This is a genomic window from Rubrivirga halophila (assembly GCF_046845755.1).
Lineage (GTDB): Bacteria > Bacteroidota > Rhodothermia > Rhodothermales > Rubricoccaceae > Rubrivirga.
On the sequence record NZ_CP177357.1, the window covers coordinates 645,534 to 670,660 of the forward strand.

General features: G+C 71.1%; 20 protein-coding genes and 1 tRNA gene. 20 read left to right on the plus strand and 1 reads right to left on the minus strand.

What is annotated here, in order from left to right:
- Positions 1–109 precede the first annotated feature (109 nt).
- The 3 genes from ACLIRP_RS02680 (at position 110) to ACLIRP_RS02690 (ending at position 3,114) form a co-directional block, all read left to right on the plus strand.
- Positions 110–1,141 carry an LLM class flavin-dependent oxidoreductase gene (locus tag ACLIRP_RS02680; RefSeq protein ID WP_412062416.1) on the plus strand — a complete coding sequence of 344 codons (1,032 nt, stop codon included), beginning with the start codon at positions 110–112 and terminating at the stop codon, positions 1,139–1,141.
- Positions 1,142–1,595: 454 nt separating this feature from the next.
- Entirely contained in the window at positions 1,596–2,060 is a 465-nt protein-coding gene (locus ACLIRP_RS02685; protein WP_412062417.1) for a GNAT family N-acetyltransferase, read from the plus strand.
- Between the two features lie 115 nt (positions 2,061–2,175).
- Entirely contained in the window at positions 2,176–3,114 is a 939-nt protein-coding gene (locus ACLIRP_RS02690) for an EamA family transporter (RefSeq protein WP_412062418.1), read from the plus strand.
- 140 nt (positions 3,115–3,254) lie between these two features.
- On the opposite strand, the gene ACLIRP_RS02695 is transcribed toward ACLIRP_RS02690, so the two are convergent.
- Positions 3,255–5,168, minus strand: a complete 1,914-nt coding sequence (locus tag ACLIRP_RS02695) for an ABC-F family ATP-binding cassette domain-containing protein (protein WP_412062419.1) — start codon at positions 5,166–5,168, stop codon at positions 3,255–3,257.
- A 250-nt stretch (positions 5,169–5,418) separates the two neighbouring features.
- On the opposite strand from ACLIRP_RS02695, the gene ACLIRP_RS02700 reads away from it, so the two are divergent.
- From ACLIRP_RS02700 to ACLIRP_RS02780, 17 genes are all read left to right on the plus strand, one after another.
- Positions 5,419–6,714: an ABC transporter substrate-binding protein gene (locus ACLIRP_RS02700; protein ID WP_412062420.1), complete on the plus strand. Its 1,296-nt coding sequence runs from the start codon at positions 5,419–5,421 to the stop codon at positions 6,712–6,714.
- Positions 6,711–7,643 carry a carbohydrate ABC transporter permease gene (locus ACLIRP_RS02705; RefSeq protein WP_412062421.1) on the plus strand — a complete coding sequence of 311 codons (933 nt, stop codon included), beginning with the start codon at positions 6,711–6,713 and terminating at the stop codon, positions 7,641–7,643. Before ACLIRP_RS02700 ends, ACLIRP_RS02705 begins: the two co-directional genes overlap by 4 nt.
- On the plus strand, positions 7,640–8,446 hold the full coding sequence (locus ACLIRP_RS02710; protein ID WP_412062422.1) for a carbohydrate ABC transporter permease: 807 nt from the start codon (positions 7,640–7,642) through the stop codon (positions 8,444–8,446). Before ACLIRP_RS02705 ends, ACLIRP_RS02710 begins: the two co-directional genes overlap by 4 nt.
- A gap of 179 nt (positions 8,447–8,625) precedes the next feature.
- Positions 8,626–10,068 carry a hypothetical protein gene (locus ACLIRP_RS02715; protein ID WP_412063681.1) on the plus strand — a complete coding sequence of 481 codons (1,443 nt, stop codon included), beginning with the start codon at positions 8,626–8,628 and terminating at the stop codon, positions 10,066–10,068.
- A 117-nt stretch (positions 10,069–10,185) separates the two neighbouring features.
- A complete protein-coding gene (locus tag ACLIRP_RS02720; RefSeq protein ID WP_412062423.1) occupies positions 10,186–12,306 on the plus strand; it encodes a glycosidase in 2,121 nt (706 codons plus the stop codon).
- Positions 12,307–12,411: 105 nt separating this feature from the next.
- Positions 12,412–12,486: transfer RNA gene (locus tag ACLIRP_RS02725), tRNA-Thr, on the plus strand.
- A 594-nt stretch (positions 12,487–13,080) separates the two neighbouring features.
- Positions 13,081–15,429, plus strand: coding sequence for a polysaccharide biosynthesis tyrosine autokinase (locus ACLIRP_RS02730; RefSeq protein WP_412062424.1), 2,349 nt, complete (start codon positions 13,081–13,083; stop codon positions 15,427–15,429).
- A complete protein-coding gene (locus tag ACLIRP_RS02735; protein WP_412062425.1) occupies positions 15,426–16,199 on the plus strand; it encodes an SLBB domain-containing protein in 774 nt (257 codons plus the stop codon). Before ACLIRP_RS02730 ends, ACLIRP_RS02735 begins: the two co-directional genes overlap by 4 nt.
- Positions 16,200–16,204: 5 nt before the next feature.
- Positions 16,205–17,233 carry an SDR family oxidoreductase gene (locus ACLIRP_RS02740; RefSeq protein WP_412062426.1) on the plus strand — a complete coding sequence of 343 codons (1,029 nt, stop codon included), beginning with the start codon at positions 16,205–16,207 and terminating at the stop codon, positions 17,231–17,233.
- Entirely contained in the window at positions 17,230–17,763 is a 534-nt protein-coding gene (locus tag ACLIRP_RS02745) for a UpxY family transcription antiterminator (RefSeq protein WP_412062427.1), read from the plus strand. Before ACLIRP_RS02740 ends, ACLIRP_RS02745 begins: the two co-directional genes overlap by 4 nt.
- Positions 17,764–17,995: 232 nt before the next feature.
- Complete coding sequence (locus ACLIRP_RS02750) at positions 17,996–19,300, plus strand: nucleotide sugar dehydrogenase (protein WP_412062428.1); 1,305 nt, start codon at positions 17,996–17,998, stop codon at positions 19,298–19,300.
- Between the two features lie 515 nt (positions 19,301–19,815).
- On the plus strand, positions 19,816–20,385 hold the full coding sequence (locus ACLIRP_RS02755; RefSeq protein ID WP_412062429.1) for a hypothetical protein: 570 nt from the start codon (positions 19,816–19,818) through the stop codon (positions 20,383–20,385).
- 55 nt (positions 20,386–20,440) lie between these two features.
- A complete protein-coding gene (rfbB, locus tag ACLIRP_RS02760; protein WP_412062430.1) occupies positions 20,441–21,502 on the plus strand; it encodes a dTDP-glucose 4,6-dehydratase in 1,062 nt (353 codons plus the stop codon).
- 18 nt (positions 21,503–21,520) lie between these two features.
- The gene (gene rfbA / locus ACLIRP_RS02765; RefSeq protein ID WP_412062431.1) at positions 21,521–22,405 is read left to right on the plus strand and encodes a glucose-1-phosphate thymidylyltransferase RfbA; all 885 of its coding nucleotides are present in this window, start codon (positions 21,521–21,523) and stop codon (positions 22,403–22,405) included.
- The gene (rfbC, locus tag ACLIRP_RS02770; RefSeq protein WP_412062432.1) at positions 22,402–22,980 is read left to right on the plus strand and encodes a dTDP-4-dehydrorhamnose 3,5-epimerase; all 579 of its coding nucleotides are present in this window, start codon (positions 22,402–22,404) and stop codon (positions 22,978–22,980) included. The genes rfbA and rfbC overlap by 4 nt, the downstream gene beginning before the upstream one ends.
- Complete coding sequence (rffA, locus tag ACLIRP_RS02775) at positions 22,977–24,125, plus strand: dTDP-4-amino-4,6-dideoxygalactose transaminase (RefSeq protein WP_412062433.1); 1,149 nt, start codon at positions 22,977–22,979, stop codon at positions 24,123–24,125. Before rfbC ends, rffA begins: the two co-directional genes overlap by 4 nt.
- Before the next feature lies 1 nt (position 24,126).
- Positions 24,127–25,119: a GNAT family N-acetyltransferase gene (locus ACLIRP_RS02780; RefSeq protein WP_412062434.1), complete on the plus strand. Its 993-nt coding sequence runs from the start codon at positions 24,127–24,129 to the stop codon at positions 25,117–25,119.
- The last annotated feature ends 8 nt before the right edge of the window (positions 25,120–25,127 follow it).

Below are 25,127 nucleotides of genomic sequence, written 5' to 3' on the forward strand. Positions count from 1 at the left end.
GCGGGAGGGGAGGGCGGAGGCAACCCCCCGGCCCGGGCGCGGATCCGGCGCCGGCGGCAACCGGGCCGCGCCGCGTCGCGTTTGCTTGGCGCAACAACCAATGGAGACCATGGAGCTCGGCCTCTTCTCGTTCGCCGAAGTCCCGCCCTCGGGCACCCCACGCTCGCGCCTGCGCGAGCTGGTCGAAGAGGCCGCGCTCGCCGACGCCGTCGGGCTCGACGTGTTCGGCGTCGGCGAGCACCACCGGCCCGACTACGCGGCCTCCGCCCCCGCTGTCGTCCTCGCCGCCATCGCCGCGCGGACCGAGCGGATCCGCCTGACGAGCGCCGTGACGGTGCTCTCGTCCGACGACCCCGTCCGCGTCTTCCAGCAGTTCGCCACGCTCGACCAGCTCTCCGACGGCCGCGCCGAGATCCTGGTCGGCCGCGGCTCCTTTACCGAGTCGTTCCCGCTCTTCGGCCAGGCGCTCCAGGACTACGACGGCCTGTTCTCGGACAAGCTGGACCTCTTGCTCCGCTTGCGGGAGTCCGAGCGCGTGACGTGGAGCGGGCGGCACCGGCCGGCGCTGACCGGCCAGGGCGTCTACCCGCGTCCGGTCCAGGACCCGCTGCCCGTGTGGATCGCCGTCGGCGGCACGCCCGCGTCCGTCGTGCGAGCGGGCCGGCTCGGGCTCCCGCTCGCGCTGGCGATCATCGGCGGCCAGCCCCACCGTTTCCGCCCGCTCATCGACCTGTACCGCCAGACGGGCGCCCAGGCGGGGCACGCGCCCGAGACGCTCAAGGTCTCGATTAACGGCCACGGCTTCCTGGCCGACACCGCGGCGCACGCCGCCGAGGTCGCCGTCGGGCCGTTCATGGAGACGATGGGGCGGATCGGGCGCGAGCGCGGGTGGCCGCCGCCGTCGCGCGCCCAGTTCGAGGGCGAGATCGCGCTCGAAGGCGCGCTCGTGCTCGGCAGCGCCCAGCAGGCCATCGACAAGCTCCTGTACCAGCACGAGCTGTTCGGCCACGACCGGCACCTGCTCCAACTCACCGTCGGCCCGCTCCCGCACGCCGAAGTGCTCCGCGCCATCGAGATTTTTGGCGAGGAGGTGGCGCCCGTGGTTCGGCGGGAGGTGGCGGCGCGAGCGGAGGCCGCATAGGTCCGCGACCGTTGGACTGTGTCATCCTGAGCGAAGCCGCGTAGCGGCGCAGTCGAAGGATCTCCGTCGCGCACCGCCCGGCTACAACGCGGACGCGGCGCTGTGCTCGGCTGAGATCCCCGGATCTAGTCCGGGGCAGGCTCTTCGACTCGCTTCGCTCGCTCAGAAACTGTTTGGGGAAGCCGGTCCCCTGCAATTGAGTCATCCCCGCGCAGGCGGGGATCTATCCGGCGGTGCTCGGATGGCACCTTCGCAGCCCGTGCCCCTCACTCTGTCCCTCTCCCAAAGGGAGAGGGGACGCATTTGGAGGGCTTGCGCCATTCCCCAAACAGTCTCTCAGGATGACATGGTCGAGTTGTCACGGCCAGGAGGGAGGGATTCTAAAAAGGAGAGGAGGTGGGTCATCAGCCAAGGCCGCCGCGCGTAGAATCGCGCAGCTCGCATCTTGCGCCCCATGCAGATCCGCGTCGACGACCTCACGCACCCGGCCGTGGTGGCCCTCGTCCGGTTCCACCGCCGCGACGCACTCGCGCGGACGCCGTCGGTGGGGAGCGCGCACGCGCTCGGCGTCGAGGCCCTGCGCCGCCCCGAGATCACGCTGTGGACGGCGTGGGACGGCGACGACGTGGTGGGGTGCGCCGCGCTCCACGAACTGGACGCCGGGCACGGCGAGGTCAAGTCGATGCGGACGGCGCCGGCGTTTCTGCGCCGGGGCGTGGCGGCGGCGCTGCTGGCGCGGCTGCTCGACGAGGCGGAGGCGCGCGGATACGCCCGCGTCAGCCTCGAGACCGGGGCGGGCGACGGCTTCGTCGCCGCGAGAGCCCTGTACCGCCGGTTCGGGTTCGTCGACTGTGGCCCGTTCGCCGACTACCCGAACGACCCCCAGAGCGTCTGGATGACGCTCGCGCTGCCGCGCTGACCCGCTTGCGTTGGGTCGGAGCCTGGCGCCCACGTGGGGAGACGCCGCGAGGACGCCCGGCCCCGGTGCGCGCGCGAGCCGCGAGCGGTAGCCTCGCCCGTCGCCCCTCTCGCCCATGACCGACAAAGCCCCGCCACCGCTGGTGGCCGTCCTCGCCGCTTTCGCCGCCCTCTACGTCATCTGGGGCTCGACGTACCTCGGCATCCGGTTCGCCATCGAGACGATGCCGCCGTTCACGATGGCCGGCATCCGGTTCGTCGCCGCCGGGGCGATCCTCTACGGGTGGTCGCGAGCACGCGGCGCCGGGCGCGCCACCCGGGTGCAGTGGAAGACCGCCGTCATCGTCGGCGCGCTGCTGCTCCTGGGCGGCAACGGCGGGGTAACGTGGGCCGAGCAGTTCGTGCCCTCCGGCATCGCCGCCCTCATCGTGGCCTCGACCCCGATGTGGATGGTGCTCCTCGACGCCGTCCGCCTGCGCGAGTGGCCGCGCCCGGCCGTGCTCGCCGGCCTCGTGCTGGGCCTGGTCGGGATCGCGCTCCTGGTCGGCCCGCAGCGGCTGGGCGGCGAGCCCGTCGACCCGGTCGGCGCGCTCGCGGTCGGCGCGGCGGCGTTTTTCTGGGCGCTCGGCTCGGTCTACCAGCGCGGCGCGCCCAAGGCCGCGTCGACGCTGCTGAACGTCGGGATGCAGATGCTGGCGGGCGGCGTGCTGCTGCTGGCGGTCGGCGCCGCGGTCGGCGAGCGGCTGGTGTGGGCGGAGGTGTCCGCGAAGTCGGCCGGGGCGCTGGCGTACCTCGTCTTCGTCGGCGCGATCGTCGGGTACTCGGCGTACGTGTGGCTGCTCAAGGTGACGACGCCCGCCAAGGCCGCGACGTACGCCTACGTGAACCCGATCGTCGCCGTTTTGCTTGGGTGGGCCCTCGCCGACGAGCCGCTCGGCCCGCGCGTGGTGCTAGCGGGCGCCGCCGTGGTCGCCGCCGTCGCCCTCATCACGACCGCCCGGGCGGCGGGGATGCCGCCGCGGGGACGGGGCAAGCGGGAAGGGGCGGGAGGCTAGAGGCACGCCCCGGGCTTGCGCCAAACGGTGGGCGCGACGGCGTCGGAGGGCTGACAGGGCGCGGAGGCGGGCATTCGCCCCTTGCCTCATGCATCCCCCTTCCCGCGAACCGCAGGTCGGCGGAGCCAGCGCAGCGAGCCTTACGCCCTTTCCGCCAGCTCGGCCCACCGGTCGACGTCGGCCTCCAGCTGCGCCGCGAGCGCCGCGAGCTCGGCCGACAGGGCCACGATGCGCTCGCCGTCCGTGGCGTGCTCCACCAGCGCCGCCTCGATCTCGGGCTGGCGCGCCTCCGCGCTGGCGATCCGCTCCTCCAGCATCGTCAGCTCGCGTTTTTCGTTGTACGACAGCTTCTTGCCGGCCGGAGCCGCAGGCGCCGGTGGGGGAGGGGCCGCAGCTGCGGCGACCGGCTTCGCGGACTTCGCCGCCTCGGCCGCCGCCGCCTCGCGCGCCTCGATCTCGGCCCACACGCTGTACGAGCCGGGGATCTCGCGGACGCGCCCGCCGTCGCCCTCGATGCGCAGCAGGTGTCCGACGGTCCGGTCCAAAAAGTAGCGGTCGTGCGAGACCACGACGACGGCGCCGTTGAACGAGTCGAGGTAGGTCTCGAGCGCGACGAGCGTCGGGATGTCGAGGTCGTTGGTCGGCTCGTCGAGCAGCAACACGTTCGGCGCGCCGAGCAGGACGCGCAACAGGTAGAGCCGCCGCCGCTCGCCGCCCGAGAGCAGGCCGACCGGCGTGTAGTGCTGCTCGCGCGGGAAGAGGAACCGCTCCAGCATCTGGGCCGCCGAGATAAACGACCCGTCGGGCATCGCGATCGTCTCGGCAATCTCCTCGACGTAGTCGATCATCCGCTGGTCGGCGCCCTCGGTCGCCGCCGCCGCCATCGCCCGGCTCTGCTGGTCGTAGTAGCCGATCGTGACCGTCGGGCCGCGCTCGATGGTTCCGGCATCCGGCTCGATCCGGCCCGCGAGCAGTTCGAGGAGCGTCGTCTTGCCCGTCCCGTTCGGCCCGATGATGCCGAGCCGGTCGTCGCGCGTCAGGGTGTACGTGAGGTCCGAGAACAGCGTCGTGCCGTCCCACCCTTTCGCCACGTCCGCCAGCTCGATCACCTTTTTGCCGAGCCGGGTGCTGACCGACTCGATGGCGATGTCGCCCGGGCCCGCCTCGGGCTTGGCGTCGAGGAGGGCGTGCGCGCGGTCGATGCGCGCCTTCGACTTCGAGGTCCGCGCCTTGGCGCCGCGCCGGAGCCACGCCAGCTCGCGCGTGGCGAGGTTCTGCCGCTTCGACTCCTCGGCCGCCTCCACGACCGCCTGCGCCGCCTTCTGCTCGAGGTAGTCGGAGTACGAGCCGACGTAGCGCTGGACGCCGCCCCCGCCGACCTCGATCATCCGGTTCGTGACGCGGTCCAGGAAGTAGCGGTCGTGCGTCACCAGCATCAGCGCGCCGGTCCACGAGGTCAATAGCCCCTCCAGCCACTCGATGGTCTCGGTGTCGAGGTGGTTCGTGGGCTCATCCAAAATGAGCAGGTCCGGCCGCTCGACGATCGCGCGCGCCAGCGCGACCCGCTTGCGCTGGCCGCCGGACAGCGTGCGGACGACGGCCTCGGGGTCGGTCAGCCCCAGCCGGTCGAGCGTGGCACGCGCCCGAGACTCGAGGTCCCACCCGCCGACGGCGTCGAGCTGGGCCGACAACCGGGCGATGTCGGCGCCGGCCGCGTCGTCCCCGCGGTCAAGGCGCGCGAGCGCGTGCTCGTAGTCGCGGACGGCGACCGCCGCCGGGCCGTCGCCCGCCACGACGGCGTCGAGCACGGTCCCGGCGTCGTCGAGGTCGGGCCGCTGCGCGAGCACGCCGATCCGGGCGCCCCCCGCCGTCAGGATGCGCCCGCCGTCGGCCGGCTCGGTCCCCGCCGCCAGCCGCAAGAGCGTCGTCTTGCCGGCGCCGTTCGCGCCGACCACGCCGACGCGCTCGTCGGCCTCGATGACGAACGAGACGTCGTCGAGGAGAGGCTTGGTGCCGTAGCTCTTGTGGACGCGGTCGAACGTGAGGAGGGCCATCGTGCGGCGTGCGGGGGGGACGGAAGATCGGGAGGCGTGGAGGAGAAGAGGCGTAGAGGAGAAGAGGACGGGAGGAGAAGAGGCTGGGATCCGAGCGGGCGGGGGTGGGCCCATCGACTCACGGCCGAGGTCGACCGCGCTGCGCCGGTTCGCAAGCCCTCGACGCACGCGAAGCTCCCGTTGGACGCCTCCTCTTCTCCTCTGCTCGTCCAGTCCTCTTGTCCTCCCGGACCGCCGTACCATCGACCCCATGCCGCGTCTCCTCGCTGTGCTCGCGTTCTCGGTCGCCCTCGGCGCGTGCGACCCCGCCGCCCCCGCCGCCACCGGCAGCGACGCGGTGACGCTGACGTACTGGACGAGCCAGAATCCCCAGGAGCGCGCCTGGGCCGACACGCTCGTCGCCCGGTGGAACGCGACGCACGACGTGCAGGTGGTCGCCCAGCCGCTGCCGGCGGGGCAGTCGAGCGAGGAGGTCCTGCTGGCGGCCGTCGTGGCCGGGACCACCCCCGACCTGTGCTCCAACGTCTGGCCCGGCGTGCTGAGCGACCTCGTCCGCGCCGACGGCGTGCTCGCGCTCGACCGGATGCCCGGCTTCGACAGCCTCTTTGCCGCCCGCATCCCGCCCGCGCTCGCGCCCCGCTTCCGCGCCGCCGACGGGCACGTCTACCAGATGCCCTGGAAGACGAACCCGATCCTGATGCTGTACAACGTCGACCTGTTCGCCGAGGTGGGCGTAGAGCCGCCCCGGACGTACAGCCAGTACCTCGCCGCCGCGGCGCGCCTGACGGCCGACACCGACGGCGACGGTCAGACCGACCGCTGGATGGCGGCCCGCGACATCCGCCCGATCTGGTACCAGCGCTACTTCGACGTCTACCCGCTCTACCTCGCGGCCTCGGGCGGGCAGACCCTGTTCGGCACCGATGGCCGGCTCGCCGTCGACCGCGCGGCGCTCGAAGGCGTCTACGGGCTCTTCCAGACGCTGTACGCCGACGGACTCTACCCGCTGTCGACGCTGCAGGGCAACGCGTTTGCCCAGGGCCGTGTGGCGACCGAGCTGACGGGCCCGTGGACGGCGGCGTGGCTCGACGAGAACGCCCCCGACGTCCGCTACGACTACGCGCCCGTTCCTGTCCCGGACGGCGCGCCCGCCGACGGCCCGGCCGTCACGTACGGCGACTACAAGAACATCGCCGTCTTCGCCACGACCCAGCACCCGGAGGCCGTGTGGGCCTTTGTCCAGTACCTCGTCTCCCCCGAAGCCGACCGCTTGCTCCTGGAGATGACCGGCCAGATCCCCGTCCGCGACGGCCTGCTGGCGGACCCCGCGCTCGCCGACCTGTTCGCCGCCCGCCCCGTCTTGCGCCGGTTTGTCGAGCAGGCCCCCCACACCCAAGGTGTCGACGCCGTGCCGTCGCTGCCGGAGACGTTGGACGCGATCGCGCAGAGCTTCGAGCGGGCGATCTACGGGGTCCAGACACCGGCGCAAGCGGTCGCGAGTGCGCTCGACCGCATCGAGGTCATCCAAGCCTGGGCCCGCCGATGACGCCCGCTTCCGGATCCGCTCAGCAGGTGGAGCAGGCCGCCGCGCTCGCGTCCGTCCCCCCACGCCGCCCGTGGCACCGCCGCGTCGACTGGCGGGGCCCCGCGCTCGCGGCGCCCTACTTCCTCCACCTCGGGCTGTTCTTCGGGTACCCGCTCGTGTTCGCGCTCGTCTTGGTCTTCCACCGCTGGGACGTGGTCACGCCGATGGAGTGGGTCGGGCTGGGCAACCTGGCGCGGCTCGTTGCTGATGACCTGTTCGCCCGGGCGATGCTCAACACGGGCGTGTTCCTGGCGCTCCACATCCCGCTCCAGATCGCCGTCGCCCTGTTTTTCGCCGAGCTGTTGAACCAGAAGCTCCCCGGCCGCGCCTTTTTCCGGGCCGTCTACTTTCTGCCCGTCGTCGTCTCCGGCGTCGTGGTGACGATCCTCTTTGGCCAGCTGTTCGCGTTCGACTCCGGCTACGTCAACCGGATGCTGGTGGCGCTCGGCGGCGAGCGCGTGCCCTGGCTGGTGTCGCCGGCGTGGGCGATGCCCTCGATCGCGCTCGTGGCGACGTGGAAGAACGTCGGGCTCTACGTGCTACTCTTCCTGGCGGGTCTGCAGAACATCCCCCGAACGCTGTACGAGGCCGCCGAGGTGGAGGGCGCGACGCGCTGGCAGACCTGGCGGCTCATCACCCTCCCGATGCTCAACCCGCACCTCGTCACCGTCGTCGTGCTGTCCACGATCGGCGGGTTCTCGCTCTTCGTCGAGCCCTACGTGCTGACCGGCGGCGGGCCGCTCAACAGCACGCTGTCGGGCCTGCTCTACATTTACAACCAGGCCTTCACCTTCAACAGCATGGGCTACGCGGCCACGCTTGGGCTCGCGTTCGCGCTGATGATCTTGGTCGTCGTCCTCTTGCAGCGCAAGGTCGTGGAAACCGAATGAGACGCGCCCTCACCTACCTCGCCCTCGTCGTCGGCGCCGTCGTCTTCGCGTACCCGTTCGTGTGGATGGCGCTGGCGACCGTCACACCCGAGGCCGAGATCGGAGCGCTCGCGCCGATCCCGAGCGAGTGGACCGGCGAGAGCTACCGGCTCGTCTTCGACGCCATTCCGCTCGGCCGCGCGTTCTGGAACAGCGTCGTCGTGACCAGCTTGGTGACCGTGTTCGCGCTCGTGTTCGGGTCGCTTGCGGCGTACGCGCTGTCGCGGCTGGCGTGGCGCGGGCGCGAGGCCGCTTTCGGGGTCGTCCTGTTCTCGATGATGGTCCCGTTCCTCGTCTTGCTCATTCCGCTGTACACGCTCGTCGTCGGCTTCGGGTGGACCGACTCGTACGCCGGCCTCGTCGTCCCCTTCATGATGAACGCGACCTCCGTCCTCATCCTCCGCCAGCACTTTCTGTCGCTGCCCCAGGGGCTTGTCGACGCGGCGCGGATCGACGGGGCGGGGGAAATCCGGATCCTGTTCCAGATCGTCTGGCCCCTCTCCGTGCCCGCGCTCGTGACGGCCGGGATCCTGGTGTTCGTCGGGAGCTGGAACGAGATCCTGTGGCCGCTCCTCGTGGTCCGCGAGGAGGCCATGATGACGATGCCCCAGATGGTGACGCTGTTCGCGGTCGGCGGCGGGGCGGAGAGCCGGCTCGGGCCCCAGCTTGCGGCCGCGCTCTTGCTGGCGGTGCCCGTCGTGCTGGCGTACCTCGTCTTCCAGCGCCGGTTCGTGGAGAGCCTGGCGACCACGGGGTTGAAATGAGAGTGCGCGGACCACGGACGGCAGACGGCGGACATGCGGACGTGTCCTACAGAGTCCCCCTCCTGGACAGGAGGGGTGCCGGTAGGCGGGGTGGTGGACCGGGTGGGGCGTCGGCGCTCGGTCGGTCCACCACCCCTGGCCCCTCCTGTCCAGGAGAGGGACTGGCGTCTTTGCGCGTCGTGCTTGCGCTGGCGCTCGCACTCGCCGCGTGTGTGCCCGCACCGCCGTCGTCCGAGCCGCCCAGCGCGAGCGTCGAGGCCGGGCTCGCGAGCGTCGGGTTCAACCTGGCCCACCTCGACTTTTTAGGCGAGGACGTCGTCGTCGACGGCGACACGCTCCGCTTGGTCCACATCTACGCCGAGGCGCCCGACTGGCGGTTCGTCGGCGACGACGACGAGGGGATCGCGTGCGTCGACGACGCGGCGCGAGCGGCGGTCGTGTACCTCCGCCATTTCGAGCGGACCGGCGACGAGCGCTCGCGCCAGCAGGCGGTCAAGCTGCTCCGGTTCGTCCGACGACTGCAGGCGCCCAGCGGGCTGTTCTACAACTTCGTCTGGGACCGCGCGCTCCGGATCAACACGACGCACCCTAACAGCGTCGCCGACGAGGTCTCGTGGTGGACGGCGCGGGCGGTGTGGGCGCTCGGCGAGGGCGCGCGCGTGCTGGGGGCGACCGACCCTGACGAGGCCGCCCTCGCCGTCGCCGCGCTCGACCGCGTTGCGCCCCACCTCGACCGGCTGCTGGCGCGGCACCCCGAGACGGTCGACGTGACCGGCGACGGCTCGCGCGTCTTCCCCGCGTGGCTCATTCAAGAAACCGCCGCCGACGCGACGAGCGAGCTGCTGCTCGGGCTGACCGCGCTCGCGGACACGGCCCCGACGCCGGCGCGAGCCCGCCGGGTGCGCCTGTTTGCCGACGGGCTCGCGGGCCTGCGCTTCGGCGACCTCGCGACCGCCCCGTACGGCGGGCACGCCTCGTGGAGCGGCGGCTGGCACGGGTGGGGCAACAGCCAGACGCAGGCGCTCGCGGAGGCGGCGCACCTGGGTCTCGCGGGGCCTGACGCGCTCGCGAGCGCCCGGGGCGAGGCCGAATCACTCTACGCGCACCTGCTCGTCGAGGGCTGGCTCCACCACCTCGACGACGAGACCGGCGAGGCCGTGCGGTTCGAGCAGATTGCCTACGACGTGCGCCCGGCGGCCGTCGGGCTGACCCGCCTCTTCGAAGTCACGGGCGACGAGCGCTTCGCCGTGATGGCGGGGCTCGCAGCGGCGTGGTTCCACGGCCTCAACCCGGCCGGCGCGACGATGGCGGACCCGGCGACGGGCCGCGGCTACGACGGCGTCTTGGGGCCGGACCGCACGAACCCGAACGCCGGCGCCGAGAGCACGATCGAGGCGCAGTTCACGCTCCTCGAAGTCGGCGCGCACCCCGAGGCGGCAGCGTGGGCCTGGGCGACCGCCGACGATCCCGAGTCGCGGACGTGGAAGGGGCGGCCGGTCCGCTCACGCCGGTTCCACGGGCCCACGCTGGCGGTCGTCGTGCTCGACCCCGGGGCGGACGCCTCCCACGTCTTCCTCGGCCCCGACGCCCAAGCCTTTCTGGCGGACTCGTGGACTCGCTGAGAGAAGAGGACGAAAGGCGAAGAAGAGAAGAGGCCCGATTCGAACGGCCCCCGCCCGCTCTGCCTGACTGCCCACGCTTCTGTTCCTCCCCTCGTCTTTTCCTCTCCTCGTCCCCTGATGGACCTCTTCACCCGCCTCCCCGTCCCCGTCGTCGCCCCCAGCCCCGAGGCGTGGTGGGCCAGCGGGGCCGCGTTCAACCCCGGCGCGGACCTCGCGCCCGACGGCACCCTCCGACTCGTGGTCCGCGGCGTGCCCGCCGGGTACCGCCGGGTCGAGACCCCGCCCGGGCCGGACGGCCAGCCCGGCTTCCCGTACCGCGACTACATCTCGCACCTCGGCCTCGCCACGCGCCAGCCCGACGGCACGTTCGCGCTCGACGCTGAGCCCCTGCTCTCGCCCGCCAGCGAGGTCGACCGCTGGGGCGTCGAGGATGCGCGCGTGACGCGGCTGAACGGCACGATCTACCTCACGTACACCGCCCTCGCCGAGCCCGCGCATGCCGCCGACGCTGGCGTGGGCATCGCGCTCGCGTCGACGGCCGACTGGCAGACCGTCGAGCGGCACGGCCGGATCGGGCCGCCGAGCCGCGACAAGGACGCCGTGCTGTTTTCGGAGTTGGTGGGGGGGAGGGTGGCCCTGCTCCACCGCGTCGAGCCCGACATCCAGGTGGCGTACTTCGAGGACGAGGGGCACCTCCGCAACCCCGGCGCGGACTACTGGGAGCGCCACCTCGCCCACCTCGACCGCCACACGCTGCTGCGCCCCGAGCAGCCGTGGGAGGGCACCAAGATCGGCGCCGGCCCGCCGCCCATCTTGACCGACGAGGGGTGGCTGCTCGTCACGCACGGCGTCGACGCCAACCACGTGTACCGCGCCGGGCTCGTCCTGCTCGACCGCGACACGCTGCAGGTGATTTCCCGGACGCGCGGGCCCGTCTTCGAGCCCCGGCTGGCGTTCGAGCGCGAGGGCGACATCCCCAACGTCGTCTTCCCGACGGGCGCCGTGGTCGAAGGCGACGACCTCACCCTGTTCTACGGCGCCGCCGACGCGTGCGTCGGCCAGGCCTCGGCGCCGCTGGCGGACGTGCTCGCGCGGCTCCACGACGACCGCTCCGACGGGCCACCGCCGCCCCGCGTGCTCGGCCCGCCGGCGGTGCCGGTCGACCGCCTCCACGGCGGCCGGCCCATTTTGGAATCCGTCGCCGACCACGCATGGGAGAGCGGCGTCGTTCTCAACCCGGCCGCCGTCTTGGTCGACGACCCCGCCGAACTGGCCGGCCTCGCGGAGACGTGGGGGCTCGATGCCGACGAGCGCGAGGTGCTGGCGGAGGGCGCGTGCGTGATGGTGTACCGCGCCCAGGGAATGGCGTACCCGCGCGAGACGCCCGCCGGCCCGCTCGCGGCGTCGTCGCTGGGGCTGGCGGTGTTCACGCCCGACATGCGCCTGGTACGGCGCTGGCCGGACCCGGTGATCGCGCCCGACGCTCCGTTCCACGACCTGGGCGCCGAGGACCCGCGCTGCACGCGCGTCGGGGAGACGTACCACCTCGTCTACACCGGCTACACGAGCGCCGGGCGCGCGCCCGGCACCGCCGGCCGCGTCCAGCTCTGCCTCGCCACGACGACCGATTTCGTGGCGTGGGACCTCCGGGGCCCGCTCGCGAGCGACGGCGCGCAGGGCGTCAACGCGGTCGACGACAAGAACGGGGCGCTCTTCCCCGAGCCCGTCGACGGCACGTGGTACCTGTGGCACCGGCCGATGGCGGGGCCCGGCGCGATGGCGATGCACCTCGCGTCGGCGCCGTCGCCCCAAGGCCCGTGGCGCTCGCGCGGGCCGGTGCTGGCGTCGGACCGCTTTGCCGGGTGGGCGTCGTCCTGGGTCGGCGCGGCGGGCCCGCCGGTCGCCCTCGGCGGCGGCCGGTTCCTTGCGTTGACGCACCACGGCCACCGGGACGCCGCCGGGCAGCGGTTCTACCATCTGTCGGCCGCGCTCGTCGCGCCGGCGGCCGACGTGCCCGTGCGCGCCCGACTCGCGCCCCTGCTGCTCCCCCAGGGCGATGCCGAGCGGCTCGGGGACCCCGCTCTCGGCGTCGACGACGTGGTGTTCTCGTGCGCCGCGGTCGTCGTCGGCGATCGGCTCGTGGTGCCGTACGCCGGGGCCGACAGCCGGATCTTCGCGGCCTCGGCCCCGCTCGCGACGCTGGTGGCCGCGCTGGGGCGCCGCGAGCGACAGAGGTAGGCGCCGGTGCGAGGTCACGGTTCACGGGGTTTTCGGCCGCGCCCGTCTTCCCGTCCCGGGGGCCGGTGCGTAGGTTTCGGCCTCACGCCGGGCCCCCCGGCCGTCGCCAACGTAGCTCAGGGGTAGAGCAGCTCACTCGTAATGAGCAGGTCGTCAGTTCAAATCTGACCGTTGGCTCCACGCGCCTCTCCTAGCCCGGGGGGGGGGCGCGTTTCCATTGGCGCCCTCCGCAGACGGTGGACCCCGTCGATCAGCGGGGTGGCCCGTGGGGGCTGGGGAATCCCCCCAGGTCCGGCGGGCCTGGCACACGACGCGGACGGCGACGTTGAGCAGGGCCCCCGGGCTCCCACCACACACCCCCTCGGGGCACCGCCCCCCGTGTTGAAGCAACCGACGACGAGATCTCGCATGTCCTTCCTGAGCCGCGTCCGCCTGGCATGGTGGAAGGTGGGGCTGACGCCCACCGCCCGCCTCCGACGGGCCCGGTTCCACGAAGCCGTCCGCGATGGGAGGGGCACGGAGAACAGTTTCCGGATCGCCAGTCGGTCTGCCACGTGGTGATCGGGACGCCAGGTGGCCCCGCCCAACGCGGGGGATCGTTTTGAGACGGCGTGCGACTGTGGCTTGTAGAGCGGTCAAGAATAAGGAGGGTCCCCACTAAAGTCGGACAGAATTGACCGAGCATGGGAGCCAGGTCGACATATGTTGTCGGCTTCCGCCGCCGCTGCCCCGCGTGCAGACGCCGGCCGCTCGTCCCCTCCAGCTGTGAGCCCCATGCCAACGCCGACGCCGTTCCCCCCGGAGACTTTTGGCCCCCCTGCTCAGGCCCCCGACTATTCGCGGGCAGGCTACGGCTACGGGCCGCCGAGCCGTCCGCCGACCGACTTTGCCGCTCAGATCCGTGAGTGGACCGACGTGGTCGCGCGTGGGCGTTGGCTCATCCTGGCCGCGGTGCTGGCCGTGATGATCCCGGTGGGGCTGTACCTGCTGCTGGCGCCCGACGTGTACGAGGCCTCGACGCAGCTGTACGTCGAGACCGAGTCCGGCGGCCCGCTGAGCGGTCTGCTTCCGGGCGGAGGCGATGTGGGCGGAGGCCGTGGGATCTCCGACGAGCTCTACATCTTGCAGAACGCGGAGGATCTGGCGGAAGCGACGGCCGCACGGCTGATCGCGGAAGCCGAGATGCCCGACGCCACGGCGTTCTCCGTGCTCGAGACCGAGAGCGGCGAGATCCCCAGCGTCAAGGTGGTCGCTGCCCGGATCACCGGCTCGTACCTGCAGATCCGGCAGGACGGGAGTGGCGCGAACGGCGTGCGGCTCTCGGCCCGGAGCCAGATCCCCGAAGAGGCCGCGATGATCGCCAACCTCTACGCGAAGGCGTACGTCGACCGCACCCAGAACTCCAGCCGGGCGTCAGTCTCCGCCAGCCGTGAGTTCCTGGAGGCCCAGGCCGATTCCGTGGCGACCGAGCTGGCGGCGCGTGAGAACGCGGCGCTGACCTATATGGACGAGCAGGACGCCGTCCGTTTGGACGACGAGGCCGCCAACATCGTCAGCCAGCTGGCGGCGCTCGAGGCCGCCCGCGACCAGGCCCGCGTCGAGGCCGGCATGGAGAGCTCGCGGATCACCGAGCTCCGGTCGCAGATCGCCCAGCTCGAGGGGACCGTCGCTCAGCGGATGGGCTCGGGCACCGACCGCGCCCTGCGCGCCGACGAGGAGCGGCTTGGCGCCCTCAAGGGGCAGCTCGAGGCGATCTACCTCCGCGACCCCGCGCTCCGCGACCAAGCCGACGTCCCCGCCGATGTGGCTACGCTCCGCTCTCAAATTGCCCGGGTCGAGGCCCGCGTCCGCCAGCAGAGCGGCCAGCTCGTCGAGGAGTCCATCGCCGCGGGCGGCGTCGACGCGGCGACCGAGGGGCTGCCCCGGCTGTCGGCCCTGCGCGACCGCCTGACGGCGGCCGAGGTCTCGCTCCGCGGCTACCGCTCGCGCGTGGACATCTTGAACGGCCGGATCTCCAGCTACCGCAGCGAGCTCGACCGTATTCCCGGCCAGACCGTCGCCCTCGCCCGGCTCGTCCGCGAGCAGCAGAGTGCCGAGCGGCTCGCGCTCGGGCTCGACCAGAAGCTCCAGGAGGCGCGCGTCGCCGAGAGCGCCGAACTCGGCTACGCCGAGGTCGTGAGAACCGCCGGTGTGCCTGACACGCCTGTTGCGCCCAACCGGCCGCGCTTGGCCATCCTCGGCCTCTTGATTGGCCTCGGGCTCGGGCTCGTCCTCGCCGTCGGGCGGTCCCAGCTCGACCAGGCCATCCGCCGCCCGAGCCAGCTCCGCGAGCTCGGCCACCCCCTCCTCGGCGTCATCCCCGACATGACGCGCCTCATCGAGGAGGACCACGAGGGCGCGGCGGCCATGGGCATCAAGGGCTGGGAGGTCGACAGCCGCATCGTCACCATCATCAACCCGATGTCGACGGCCGCCGAGGCCTTCCGCGGCTTGCGGACCAGCATCCAGTTTTCCCGTCCCGATGCGCCCGTCCAGACCATCCTGGTGACGAGCGCCAGCCCGGGCGAGGGCAAGAGCACCGTCGCGGCAAACCTCGCCGTGGTGATGGCCCAGGCCGGCCGCCGCACGCTTCTGGTCGACGCCGACCTCCGCCGCCCGCGCGTCGACAAGCTGTTCGGGATGGCCCGCTCGCCCGGCCTCTCCGACTACATCTCGGGCAACGCCGACGAGCGCGACCTCACGGTCGCCGACGACTTCGACGTGCTCCCGGCCGGGACCACGATCCCCAGCCCGGCCGAGCACCTCGGCTCGCGCGCCTTCCGCGATCTGCTGGAGACGTTCAAGGGCGCCTACGACCTCGTCATCATCGACGCCCCGCCGGTGCTGGCGGCGACCGACCCCGTTCTGCTCTCGACGCAGACTGACGCGGTCGTCGTCGTGGCCACGGCTGGGAAGACGAAGGACTTCGAGCTCAACTACGCCGTCGAGGAGGTCCAGGCCGTCGGTGGCCAGGTGATCGGCGTGATCCTCAACCGCTTCGACGTGACGCAGGAGTACGGGTATCGCTACCAGTACTCGTACAAGTACGGGAACAAGTACACCTACGGGGCTGACGAAGCATGATCCGACTCTCCATCGTTGCGCTCACCCTTGTGCTGGCGGCGCCCCTGGGGGCCCAGACGTACGCCCCCGTCACCGAGGTCCAGGCCTCGACCCCCGGGTACTTTACCTTCGCCCGCCCCGGCGAGCGCGTCGTCACCGTCACGACGGTCGGTCTGCTCACGGCGACCGGCCGGTTCGCCGTCGGCGAGGGCACGACGGTGACGGAGCTGCTGGCGCTCGCCGGCGGCGTCCCGTCGGCCCAGGCCTCGACCGCGATCGTTCGCGTGTACCGCGAGGGCGGCCGCGCCGTCGAGTCGTCGGTCCGCGAGCTGTACCGGGGCAACACGCCTCCGGTGCCGCTGCGCGAGGGCGACGTGGTCGAGGTGGTCGGCCTGACGACCTCGGCGCCCGGCTACTACGTCCACTCGTCGCCCGACGCGGACCCTGTCGTGGTGACCGCCGCAGGCGCCGTGACTGCGCCCGGGCGGTTCGTCGTCGACCCCGGCACGACCGTCGCCGACCTGCTCGCGCTCGCCGGCGGGACGCGGACCGGGGCGCTGGACACGGCCGTCGAGACCACGACTACGGTGCGTCTCCATCGCGCCGGATCCGTCGCTTTCGAGGCGTCGCTATCGGACACCTATGCACGACCGACGCCGGCCCTCGAGCCGGGCGATGTGGTCGAGCTTGAGACGGTCAACCGCCGCCGGTCGTCGTTCACGTGGCGCGACGGACTGAGCCTAGTGACGACGGGCTTGGCGATTCTGATCGCCGTCGACCGGCTTCAGTAGCCCTCATGAGCGTTGACATGCCCGCGCCGATGGACGAGATGCGCACGTGGTGCGTGACCGGAGCCGCCGGGTTTATCGGCTCGCACCTCGTCGAGCACCTGCTTCGTGGGGGGCAGCGCGTGGTGGGGCTCGACAACTTTTCGACAGGGTCGCGCGCCAACCTGGACGACGTCGCAGAGCAGGTGGGCCCGGAGGCCTGGGCACGCTTCCGGCTCGTCGAAGGCGACCTCCTCGACCTCGACGCGTGCCGCGAGGCCGTCGAGGGCGCCGACTTCGTGCTCCACCAAGCCGCCCTCGGCTCGGTGCCCCGCTCGGTCGCCGACCCGCTCGCGACGCACGCCGCGAACGTCGACGGCTTCGTCCACATGCTCGTCGCCGCCCGCGACGCCGGCGTCCAGCGGGTCGTGTTCGCGTCGTCGTCGTCGGTCTACGGCGACCACCCCGGCCTCCCCAAGGTCGAGGACGCGATCGGCACGCCGCTCTCCCCGTACGCGGTTTCCAAGCGGGTCGACGAGCTGTACGCCCACACCTTCCAGCAGCACTACGGGCTGCAGACCGTCGGCCTCCGCTACTTCAACGTGTTCGGGCCCCGGCAGGACCCGGCCGGCGCGTACGCAGCCGTCATCCCGCGCTGGATCGGCGAATTCCTCGACGGCGAGACGCCGACGATCCACGGCGACGGCGAGACGAGCCGGGACTTCTGCTACGTCGCGAACGTGGTCCAGGCCAACCTCCGCGCGGCGCTGGCGCCGGCGACCGACGAGGCGGCGCTGTACAACATCGCGTACGGCGAGCGGACGACCTTGCGCGAGCTCTACGACCTGATCGCGGCCGGCCTGCGGGACGTCCGGCCGGGGACGCGCACCCCGGAGCCGGCGATGGGGCCGTTCCGCGTCGGCGACGTGCGCCACTCGCTCGCCGACACCTCGCGGGCGCGGGAGGCCTTCGGGTATGCGCCCACGCACGCCGTGCGCGAGGGGCTTCGGGAGACGGTCGCCTGGTACGTCCGGGCTGCCGTCGAGACGCCGTCGTGAGCCGGCCGGCCTCGGACCGCGTCTGGCGTGCGTTCTACACCCGGCCTCGGAACGAGAAGAAGGTGGCGGCTCGGCTCACCGAGGCCGGTCTCGAGGTCTGCCTGCCCCTGCGCACCGTCCTGCGCCAATGGTCGGACCGGAAGAAAACGGTCCGTGAGCCGCTCTTCCCCAGCTACCTCTTCGCCCACGTCGACGAGCGCGAGCGGCTGGTGGTGCTGACCGACGAGGCGATCGTCAAGACGGTCTCGTTTGGCGCGCGCCTAGCGGAGGTGCGGGACGCCGAGATCGAGATCCTGCGCGCGCTCGAAGCCATGCCCGGGCAGGTCGAGGCGGTCGCTCGGGACGCGTTCCCCGAGGGCACGCCGGTCCTGGTGACCGACGGCCCGATGAAGGGCGCGCGCGGGACGGTCGCCGGCTCGCCCCGGCCGCTGTACCTCACGCTCGACATCCCCTCGATCCGCCAGTCCATCCGCCTGCAGGTGCCGGCCGACTGGATCATGCGCACCGAGGCCGCGCCAGCAGTGGGGTAGGACCCCTCCCCACGCCAGGTTCGACTGCGGAAGGTCCCGTCAGGCAGGACGAACAAGGCGCAATCTTGACAGGGTACGGGCCCTGATGCCACAGGTGTGCTCCCGTATGTGTCGGTAGCTTGGGGGACGCCTGCCCAGCCTGTCTGGGGCGGGCTGTCTCCTCCGCCGCCGCCGTCATCTCCCCATGGGACTGACGCGGCGAAGCCGTATCCCGCGACCACGCGATCTCTCGATGACCGACCCCACCACCCCCCTCTCCACGCTCCTCGGCCGCATCGAGGCGGACACGGCGCGCGTGGGCATCATCGGCCTCGGCTACGTCGGCCTCCCCCTGGCCGTCGTGTTTGCCGAGGCGGGCCTCCAGGTCGTCGGCATCGACGTCAACGGCGCCGTCGCCGAGGGCATCAACGCCGGGACCTCGCACATCGAGGACATCCCGGACAGCCGGCTGGCGCCGCTCGTCGAGGCCGGCCTGCTCTCGGCCACGACCGACTTCGGCGTGCTCGCCGGCTGCGACGGCGTCTCCATCTGCGTGCCCACGCCGCTCCGCAAGACGGGCGACCCCGACATCTCGTACATCCTGGCGGCGACGGAGCAGATCAAGACGCACGTCCACCCCGGGATGGTCGTCGTGCTCGAGAGCACGACGTACCCCGGCACGACGCGCGAGATCTTGCAGCCGGCCCTCGAGGAGGGCGGGCTGCGCGTCGGCGACGACTTTTTCCTGTGCTTCTCGCCCGAGCGCGTCGACCCCGGGCGCGAGGACTGGACGACGGTCAACACGCCCAAGGTGATGGGCGGCGTCACGCCGGCGTGCGTCGAGGCCGCGACGGCGCTCTACGGCCGGGCCGTCGACACGGTCGTGCCCGTCGCGAGCCCCGAGGCGGCCGAGATGGTCAAGCTCCTCGAGAACACGTTCCGCGCGGTCAACATCGGCCTGGCGAACGAGATCTTGCTCATGTGCGACAAGCTGGGGCTCGACGCGTGGGAGATCATCGACGCGGCGGCCACCAAGCCGTTCGGGTACATGAAGTTCACCCCGGGCCCGGGCCTGGGCGGGCACTGCATCCCCATCGACCCGCTCTACCTCTCGTGGAAGCTCCGGTCGCTCAACTACACGGCGCGCTTTATCGACCTGGCCAGCGAGGTCAACACGTCGATGCCGGCGTACTGGGTGCAGAAGGTGCAGGACGCGCTCAACGACGCCGGCAAGGCCGTGCGGGGCAGCCACGTCCTGGTGGTCGGCGTGGCCTACAAGAAGGACATCTCGGACATGCGCGAGAGCCCGGCCCTCGACGTCCTGCAGCTGCTCGCGGAGAAGGGCGCGACGCTGGGCTACCACGACCCGCACGTGCCGTCGCTGGCGCACGAGGGGCTCGACCTCCAGAGCACCGACCTGGGGGCCGGGCTGGAGCAGGCGGACGCGGTCGTCGTGGTGACCGACCACGCGGGGACCGACTGGGACGCGATCGCCGAGAGCGGCGCGGCCATCGTCGATACGCGGGCCGCCTTGCGCACCCGCCCCACCGCCGCGTAGTGGACCGCGTGCCCTCCCTAGTGCCGATGCATCCGGCGAGGTCCCCTCTCCGGGTGGGTGAGGGGTCGGCGGTCGTGCTGGCCGAGGCGCTTGGCGATGTGCGGGCCTGCCCTCTTGTCATCCTCCGCTCCGCTCAGGAAGACGTGCTGGGAGGAATGGAGGTTGACGGGAGGCGTCCTGCGGTGAGGAGGGGAGAGGATGAGCGGGCGACGTACAGGAGTCATGGGGCGAGCGGTGAAACTCGATCACCGGCGCTGATTGGGATTTGGATGGGCCGTCCTGGCAACCCGGGAGGGAGGATGCCCTTGACAGGTTTCGGGCGTATGGCGTTGACTGAGGTCGAGTCCGTGTGCGACGAACGGCCACGACACCGCACGCCGCTCGACCGCCGCGCGCCCCTTAGGATGCCCTTAGGATGCCTACAGGATGCGCATGGGACGGCCGGGGCCGAGGCGACGTGGCTGGGCGCACGGGGAGCCGACGCTCCGTTCTTCCCATCTCTCCCGAGGTACCCCATGGCCACCGTCAAACTCAACCCCATCCTCGAGCAGCTCCGCGGCAAAGTCGGAGACCTCGTCTTCAAGCGCTACGGCGACGGCACGGTCGTCAGCCGCACGCCCGATTTTTCCGACCACGAGCCCACGGAGGCCCAGCTGGCGCACCGCGACCGGTTCCGCCAGGCCACCGTCTACGGGCGCGTGGTGATGGCCGACGAGGAGGCCCGCGCCGTCTACGAGGCGGCGGCCGAAACGCGGGGCAAGCCGATCTTCAGCCTCACCGTCGCCGACTTTTTCAACGCCCCCTCCGTCGACGAGATCGACGTGTCGGGCTACACCGGCGCCAGCGGCGACCCGATCGTGGTGCGCGCCTCGGACGACGTCGACGTCCAGCGCGTCGTGGTCGCGCTGACCGACGCCGACGGCGCGGCGCTGGAGTCGGGCGAGGCCGCGGCCGATGCCGGCCATTGGGTCTACACGGCGCAGACCGACGTGGCGCCCGGGACGACCGTCCGCATCGGCGTGCAGGCCGTCGACCGGCCGGGCGGCGTCGGCGAAGACGACACCGAGATCCAGACGCCCGCCTAACCCCGACCCCTGCGGGCGCGCCTGGCGGAGGCGCTCCCCGCAGGCCTCCTACTCTATGACCCCTCAGACACTTCTCGTGACCGGCGGCGCCGGCTTTATCGGCTCGGCGCTCGTCCGGCACCTGCTTCGCGACACCGAGCACCACGTCGTCAATGTGGACGCCCTCACGTATGCGGGCAACCTGGACTCGCTGGCCGAGGTGGAGGGCCACGCGCGCTACACGTTCGAGCCCGTCGACATCTGCGACGCGGAGGCCATCGCCCGGCTGTTCGAGACGCACCGGCCCTCGGCCGTGCTGCACCTGGCGGCCGAGAGCCACGTCGACCGCTCCATCGACGGCCCGGATGCCTTCATCCGGACGAACCTGGTGGGGACCTTCACCCTCCTCCATGCCGCTCGCGTGCACTGGCAGGCGTTGCCCGAGGCCGAGCAGGAGGCCTTCCGCTTTGTCCACGTCTCGACCGACGAGGTCTACGGCGAGCTGGGCGAGGAGGGCCTGTTCACGGAGGACACGCCCTACGACCCGAGTTCGCCGTACTCCGCGTCGAAGGCGGGGAGCGACCACCTCGCGCGGGCCTGGCACCGGACCTACGGGCTGCCCGTGGTCATCACGAACTGCTCGAACAACTACGGGCCGTTCCAATTCCCCGAAAAGCTGATCCCGGTCGTGATCCTGAAGGCGCTCGCGGGCGAGCCGATCCCGGTCTACGGCAAGGGCGACAACGTCCGGGACTGGCTCTTTGTCGACGACCACGTCCGCGCGCTCACGACGGTGCTGGCCCAGGGGACGCCGGGCGAGACGTACAACATCGGGGGCCACAACGAGAAGACCAACCTCGAGGTGGTCCACGCCATCTGCGGGTTGATGGACGAGATGGACCCGGCGCGCGCGCGCCACGCCGACCTGGTCTCGTTCGTGACCGACCGCCCGGGCCACGACTGGCGCTACGCCATCGACGCGTCCAAGATCGAGCGGGAGCTGGGCTGGACGCCGCAAGAGACTTTCGAGACGGGCCTCCGACAGACCGTCCGGTGGTACCTCGACCGCCGCGACTGGTGGGAGCGCGTGCTCTCCGGGGCGTATAAAATGGAGCGCCTGGGCGTCTCCTCCGACTGACCTGACCCGACGCACGACATGAACAGAAAGGGCATCATCCTGGCCGGGGGCTCCGGCACCCGGCTCTACCCGATCACGCGGTCGATCAGCAAGCAGCTGCTGCCGGTCTACGACAAGCCGATGATCTACTACCCGCTCAGCACGCTGATGCTGGCGGGGATCCGCGAGATCCTGATCATCTCGACGCCACACGACCTCCCACTCTTCCGAGACCTGCTGGGCGACGGGAGCCAGTGGGGCCTGGCGCTCTCGTACGCGGAGCAGCCTCGCCCCGAGGGGCTCGCGCAGGCGTTCATCATCGGCGCCGACTTCGTAGGCGACGACGCGAGTTGTCTGATCCTGGGCGACAACATCTTCTACGGCCACGGCCTGACCGACCAGCTCCGACGCGCGAGCGCACAGCCGTCGGGGGCCACGGTCTTCGGCTACACCGTCAAGGACCCCGAGCGCTATGGCGTCGTGTCGTTCGACGCGGAGGGACGGGCAGAGACCATCGAAGAGAAGCCCGAGAAGCCGAAGTCGCGCGTAGCGGTGACTGGTCTGTATTTCTACGACAACGCGGTCATCGACATTGCGGCGTCCATGAAACCGTCGCCGCGTGGCGAACTGGAGATCACGGATGTGAACCGGGCCTACCTGGAGGCGGGGTCGCTCGACGTGGAGGTGATGGGGCGGGGGATGGCATGGCTCGACACGGGCACGCACGAGTCGCTGCTGCAGGCGGCCAACTTCGTCGAGACCATTGAGCAGCGTCAAGGGCTCAAGGTGGCGTGTTTGGAGGAGGTCGCGTTCCGGTCCGGCTGGATCTCGTCGGACGAGCTGGCGGCGCAGGCCGCACCCCTCGCCAAGAACGGCTACGGCCAGTACCTGCTCGACCTGCTCGACACGGAGGTGACCGCGTGACCGTCACCGAAACGGAACTCGACGGCGTGCGCCTTCTGGAGCCGCGGGTGTTCGAGGACGAGCGCGGGCGGTTCCTGGAGACCTGGAACGCCGAGCGCTATGCAGAGGCGGGCATCCCTGGCCCGTTCGTGCAGGACAACGTGTCGGTCTCGAAGCGAGGCGTGGTGCGGGGGCTGCACTTCCAGACGCCGCCACATGCGCAGGCCAAGCTCGTTCAGGTGCTGGAGGGCTCCGTGTACGACGTGGCCGTGGACCTTCGGCGCGGCTCGCCGACGTTCGGCCAGCACGTGGGCGTGGAGCTGTCGGCCGAGAACGGCCGCCAGATGTACGTGCCGGCGGGCTTCGCACACGGGTTCGCGGTGACGAGCGAGACGGCGCTGTTCACCTACAAGTGCTCGGCCCCTTACGCTCCGCACCATGAGGGCTCGCTGCGCTGGGACGACCCTGCTCTGGGTATCGACTGGCCCGTAGAGCGGCCGCACCTGTCCGCCAAGGACCGCGCCGCGCCGCCGTGGGCCGCGGTTTGCGAGACGACTCCCTTCACGTTCGACGGCGCTGACGTCCCGACGCTGTGATCCCATTCAGCAAACCCTCTGTCGGACCCGCCGAGCAGGCCGCCGTCGCCGCGGCGCTCGGCAACGACGTGCTCCACGGCGACGGCGCCGTGAGCCGCCGCGTCCAAGCCAAGCTCCGCGAGTGGCTCGGCGTCGAGCACGCGCTGCTGACGACGTCGTGCACGCACGCCATCGAAGTGGCGATGCTGGCCCTCGGCCTGGGGCCGGGCGACGAGGTGATCCTGCCCAGCTTCACCTTCGTCTCGACGGCCAACCCGGTCGTGCTCCGCGGCGCCACGCCGGTCTTCGCCGATGTGGACCTCGGCACCATGAACCTCGACCCCGAGGACGTGGCCCGCCGCGTGACGCCCCGAACGCGGGCCATCATCCCGGTCCACTACGGCGGCGTCGCCTGTGACATGGACGCGCTCCAGGCCATCGCCGACCAGCACGACCTCGTGATCGTCGAGGACGCGGCCCAGGGCGTCGACGCGACCTACAAGGGGCGCCCGCTCGGAACCATCGGCGACATCGGGTGCTACAGCTTCCACGACACCAAGAACCTGATGTGCGGCGAGGGCGGCGCCTACCTCACCAACAGCGATGAGCTGGCGCGCAAGGCCGAGCTGGTGCGCGAAAAGGGCACCAACCGCGCGGCATTCCTGCGCGGCGACGTGGACAAGTACACCTGGGTGAGCCTGGGCAGCTCCTACATCCAGTCCGACGTGCTGGCGGCGCTGTTGGAGGCGCAGCTCGACCGCCGCGACGAGATCAAGCGCCAGCGGATGGCCGTCTGGGACGCCTACCGCGCCGCCTTCGCGCCGCTCGTCGAGGCCGGCCGGGTCTCGCTCCAGACCATCCCGGAGGGCGCCGCCCACAACGCGCACCTGTTCTACTTCCGGACGGAGACGCCCGAGCTGCGCGGCGCCGCCATCGACGCCCTGCGGGCGGCCGGCCTCCAGGCCGTGTTCCACTACGTCCCGCTGCACTCGTCGCCGTTCGGCCGCGAGAACGGCTGCGACTACGACCTGCCCGCGACGACGCTGGGCGCCGAGACGCTCGTCCGCTTGCCGCTCTTTCCTGACCTCGCACCCCAGGCGGGCGAGGTGGCCGCGCGCGCCGTTGAGGCCGTGGACTGCGTGGTTCGCTCCGTCTCCGCCATCTAGGATGATCATCGGTCCCGTGTCGAGAGACGTGTGGTGGGCGGTCGCTGAAGCGTGCCCATACGCGACCTTTTTTCACTCCCCGCTGTGGGCAGAGCTTGCCGAAGCCGCTGGTCTGGCTGAAGAGTCCTGCACCGTCGGTATGGTGGGGACGAACGGGACGGACTACGTCCTTCCTACGGTGCGCGTCCCAGGTGCCCTGCGGGAGTACCGATCTACAGCTCGTAGTAACTACGGGGGAATCGTTGCGAACGGGCCTGTCGACCCGGCCGACGTCGACGCGCTGTACGCTCATTCTTTTTCCGGTCCGCTCGGTACCCACCTAGTCACCGGCAACCCACTGTGGGTGACTCTGGACCGTAGCCCTGCCCCCGACTCCGATTGGGGACGGGCCACGCAGGGTTCAACACACATTTTGTCTCTGCCTGACACTTCGGACGGCCTCATCCCGGGGTTCTCGAAGGGCCACAAGAGCAGTCTGAAGAAAGGAGTCAAGATGGGTGTCACATGCCGTAAGGCGGACTGCATTCAGGATTTCCAGAGCTACTACCAGGCTTATCAGGCATCGCTTGTGCGGTGGGGAGATAAAGCGACAAGTCAGTATGAATGGAGTCTCTTCGAGGCTGTATTCAAAATGGCGACATCTCATCCGGAACACGTACAGTTGTGGCTCGCTGAGCGCGACGGTGTACTCGCCTCCGGTGCGCTCATGTTCTATTGGAATGACCACGCCGTCTGGTGGCACGGTGCGGCGCATGAGGATCAGTTTGAGTGCTATCCCAACAATGTGCTAATACCTCATTTAATGAAGCTATGCATCGAGCGGGAAATTAAATACTTCGATTTTAATCCAAGCGGAGGCCATGAGGGGGTTGCCCGATTTAAGGGTCGCTTCGGCGCTGAAATCTGGCCGTTTCAGCTCTACTGGCAAGAGGGCATCGCCACGAAGGTGGTGTCTGAGGCGAAGGGAGTCGCCCGAAGACTGCTTGGCCGATGATGCCCAGG

Excerpts from the sequence above, each read along its gene's own strand:
- ACLIRP_RS02750 (WP_412062428.1), top strand. The coding sequence starts at position 17,996 with ATGACCGACCCCACCACCCCCCTCTCCACGCTCCTCGGCCGCATCGAG.
- ACLIRP_RS02680 (WP_412062416.1), top strand. The coding sequence starts at position 110 with ATGGAGCTCGGCCTCTTCTCGTTCGCCGAAGTCCCGCCCTCGGGCACC.
- ACLIRP_RS02730 (WP_412062424.1), top strand. The coding sequence starts at position 13,081 with ATGCCAACGCCGACGCCGTTCCCCCCGGAGACTTTTGGCCCCCCTGCT.
- ACLIRP_RS02720 (WP_412062423.1), top strand. The coding sequence starts at position 10,186 with ATGGACCTCTTCACCCGCCTCCCCGTCCCCGTCGTCGCCCCCAGCCCC.
- ACLIRP_RS02755 (WP_412062429.1), top strand. The coding sequence starts at position 19,816 with ATGGCCACCGTCAAACTCAACCCCATCCTCGAGCAGCTCCGCGGCAAA.
- rfbA (WP_412062431.1), top strand. The coding sequence starts at position 21,521 with ATGAACAGAAAGGGCATCATCCTGGCCGGGGGCTCCGGCACCCGGCTC.
- ACLIRP_RS02695 (WP_412062419.1), bottom strand. The coding sequence starts at position 5,168 with ATGGCCCTCCTCACGTTCGACCGCGTCCACAAGAGCTACGGCACCAAG.
- ACLIRP_RS02705 (WP_412062421.1), top strand. The coding sequence starts at position 6,711 with ATGACGCCCGCTTCCGGATCCGCTCAGCAGGTGGAGCAGGCCGCCGCG.
- ACLIRP_RS02700 (WP_412062420.1), top strand. The coding sequence starts at position 5,419 with ATGCCGCGTCTCCTCGCTGTGCTCGCGTTCTCGGTCGCCCTCGGCGCG.
- ACLIRP_RS02690 (WP_412062418.1), top strand. The coding sequence starts at position 2,176 with ATGACCGACAAAGCCCCGCCACCGCTGGTGGCCGTCCTCGCCGCTTTC.
- ACLIRP_RS02685 (WP_412062417.1), top strand. The coding sequence starts at position 1,596 with ATGCAGATCCGCGTCGACGACCTCACGCACCCGGCCGTGGTGGCCCTC.
- ACLIRP_RS02780 (WP_412062434.1), top strand. The coding sequence starts at position 24,127 with ATGATCATCGGTCCCGTGTCGAGAGACGTGTGGTGGGCGGTCGCTGAA.
- ACLIRP_RS02740 (WP_412062426.1), top strand. The coding sequence starts at position 16,205 with ATGAGCGTTGACATGCCCGCGCCGATGGACGAGATGCGCACGTGGTGC.
- ACLIRP_RS02735 (WP_412062425.1), top strand. The coding sequence starts at position 15,426 with ATGATCCGACTCTCCATCGTTGCGCTCACCCTTGTGCTGGCGGCGCCC.
- rfbB (WP_412062430.1), top strand. The coding sequence starts at position 20,441 with ATGACCCCTCAGACACTTCTCGTGACCGGCGGCGCCGGCTTTATCGGC.
- ACLIRP_RS02710 (WP_412062422.1), top strand. The coding sequence starts at position 7,640 with ATGAGACGCGCCCTCACCTACCTCGCCCTCGTCGTCGGCGCCGTCGTC.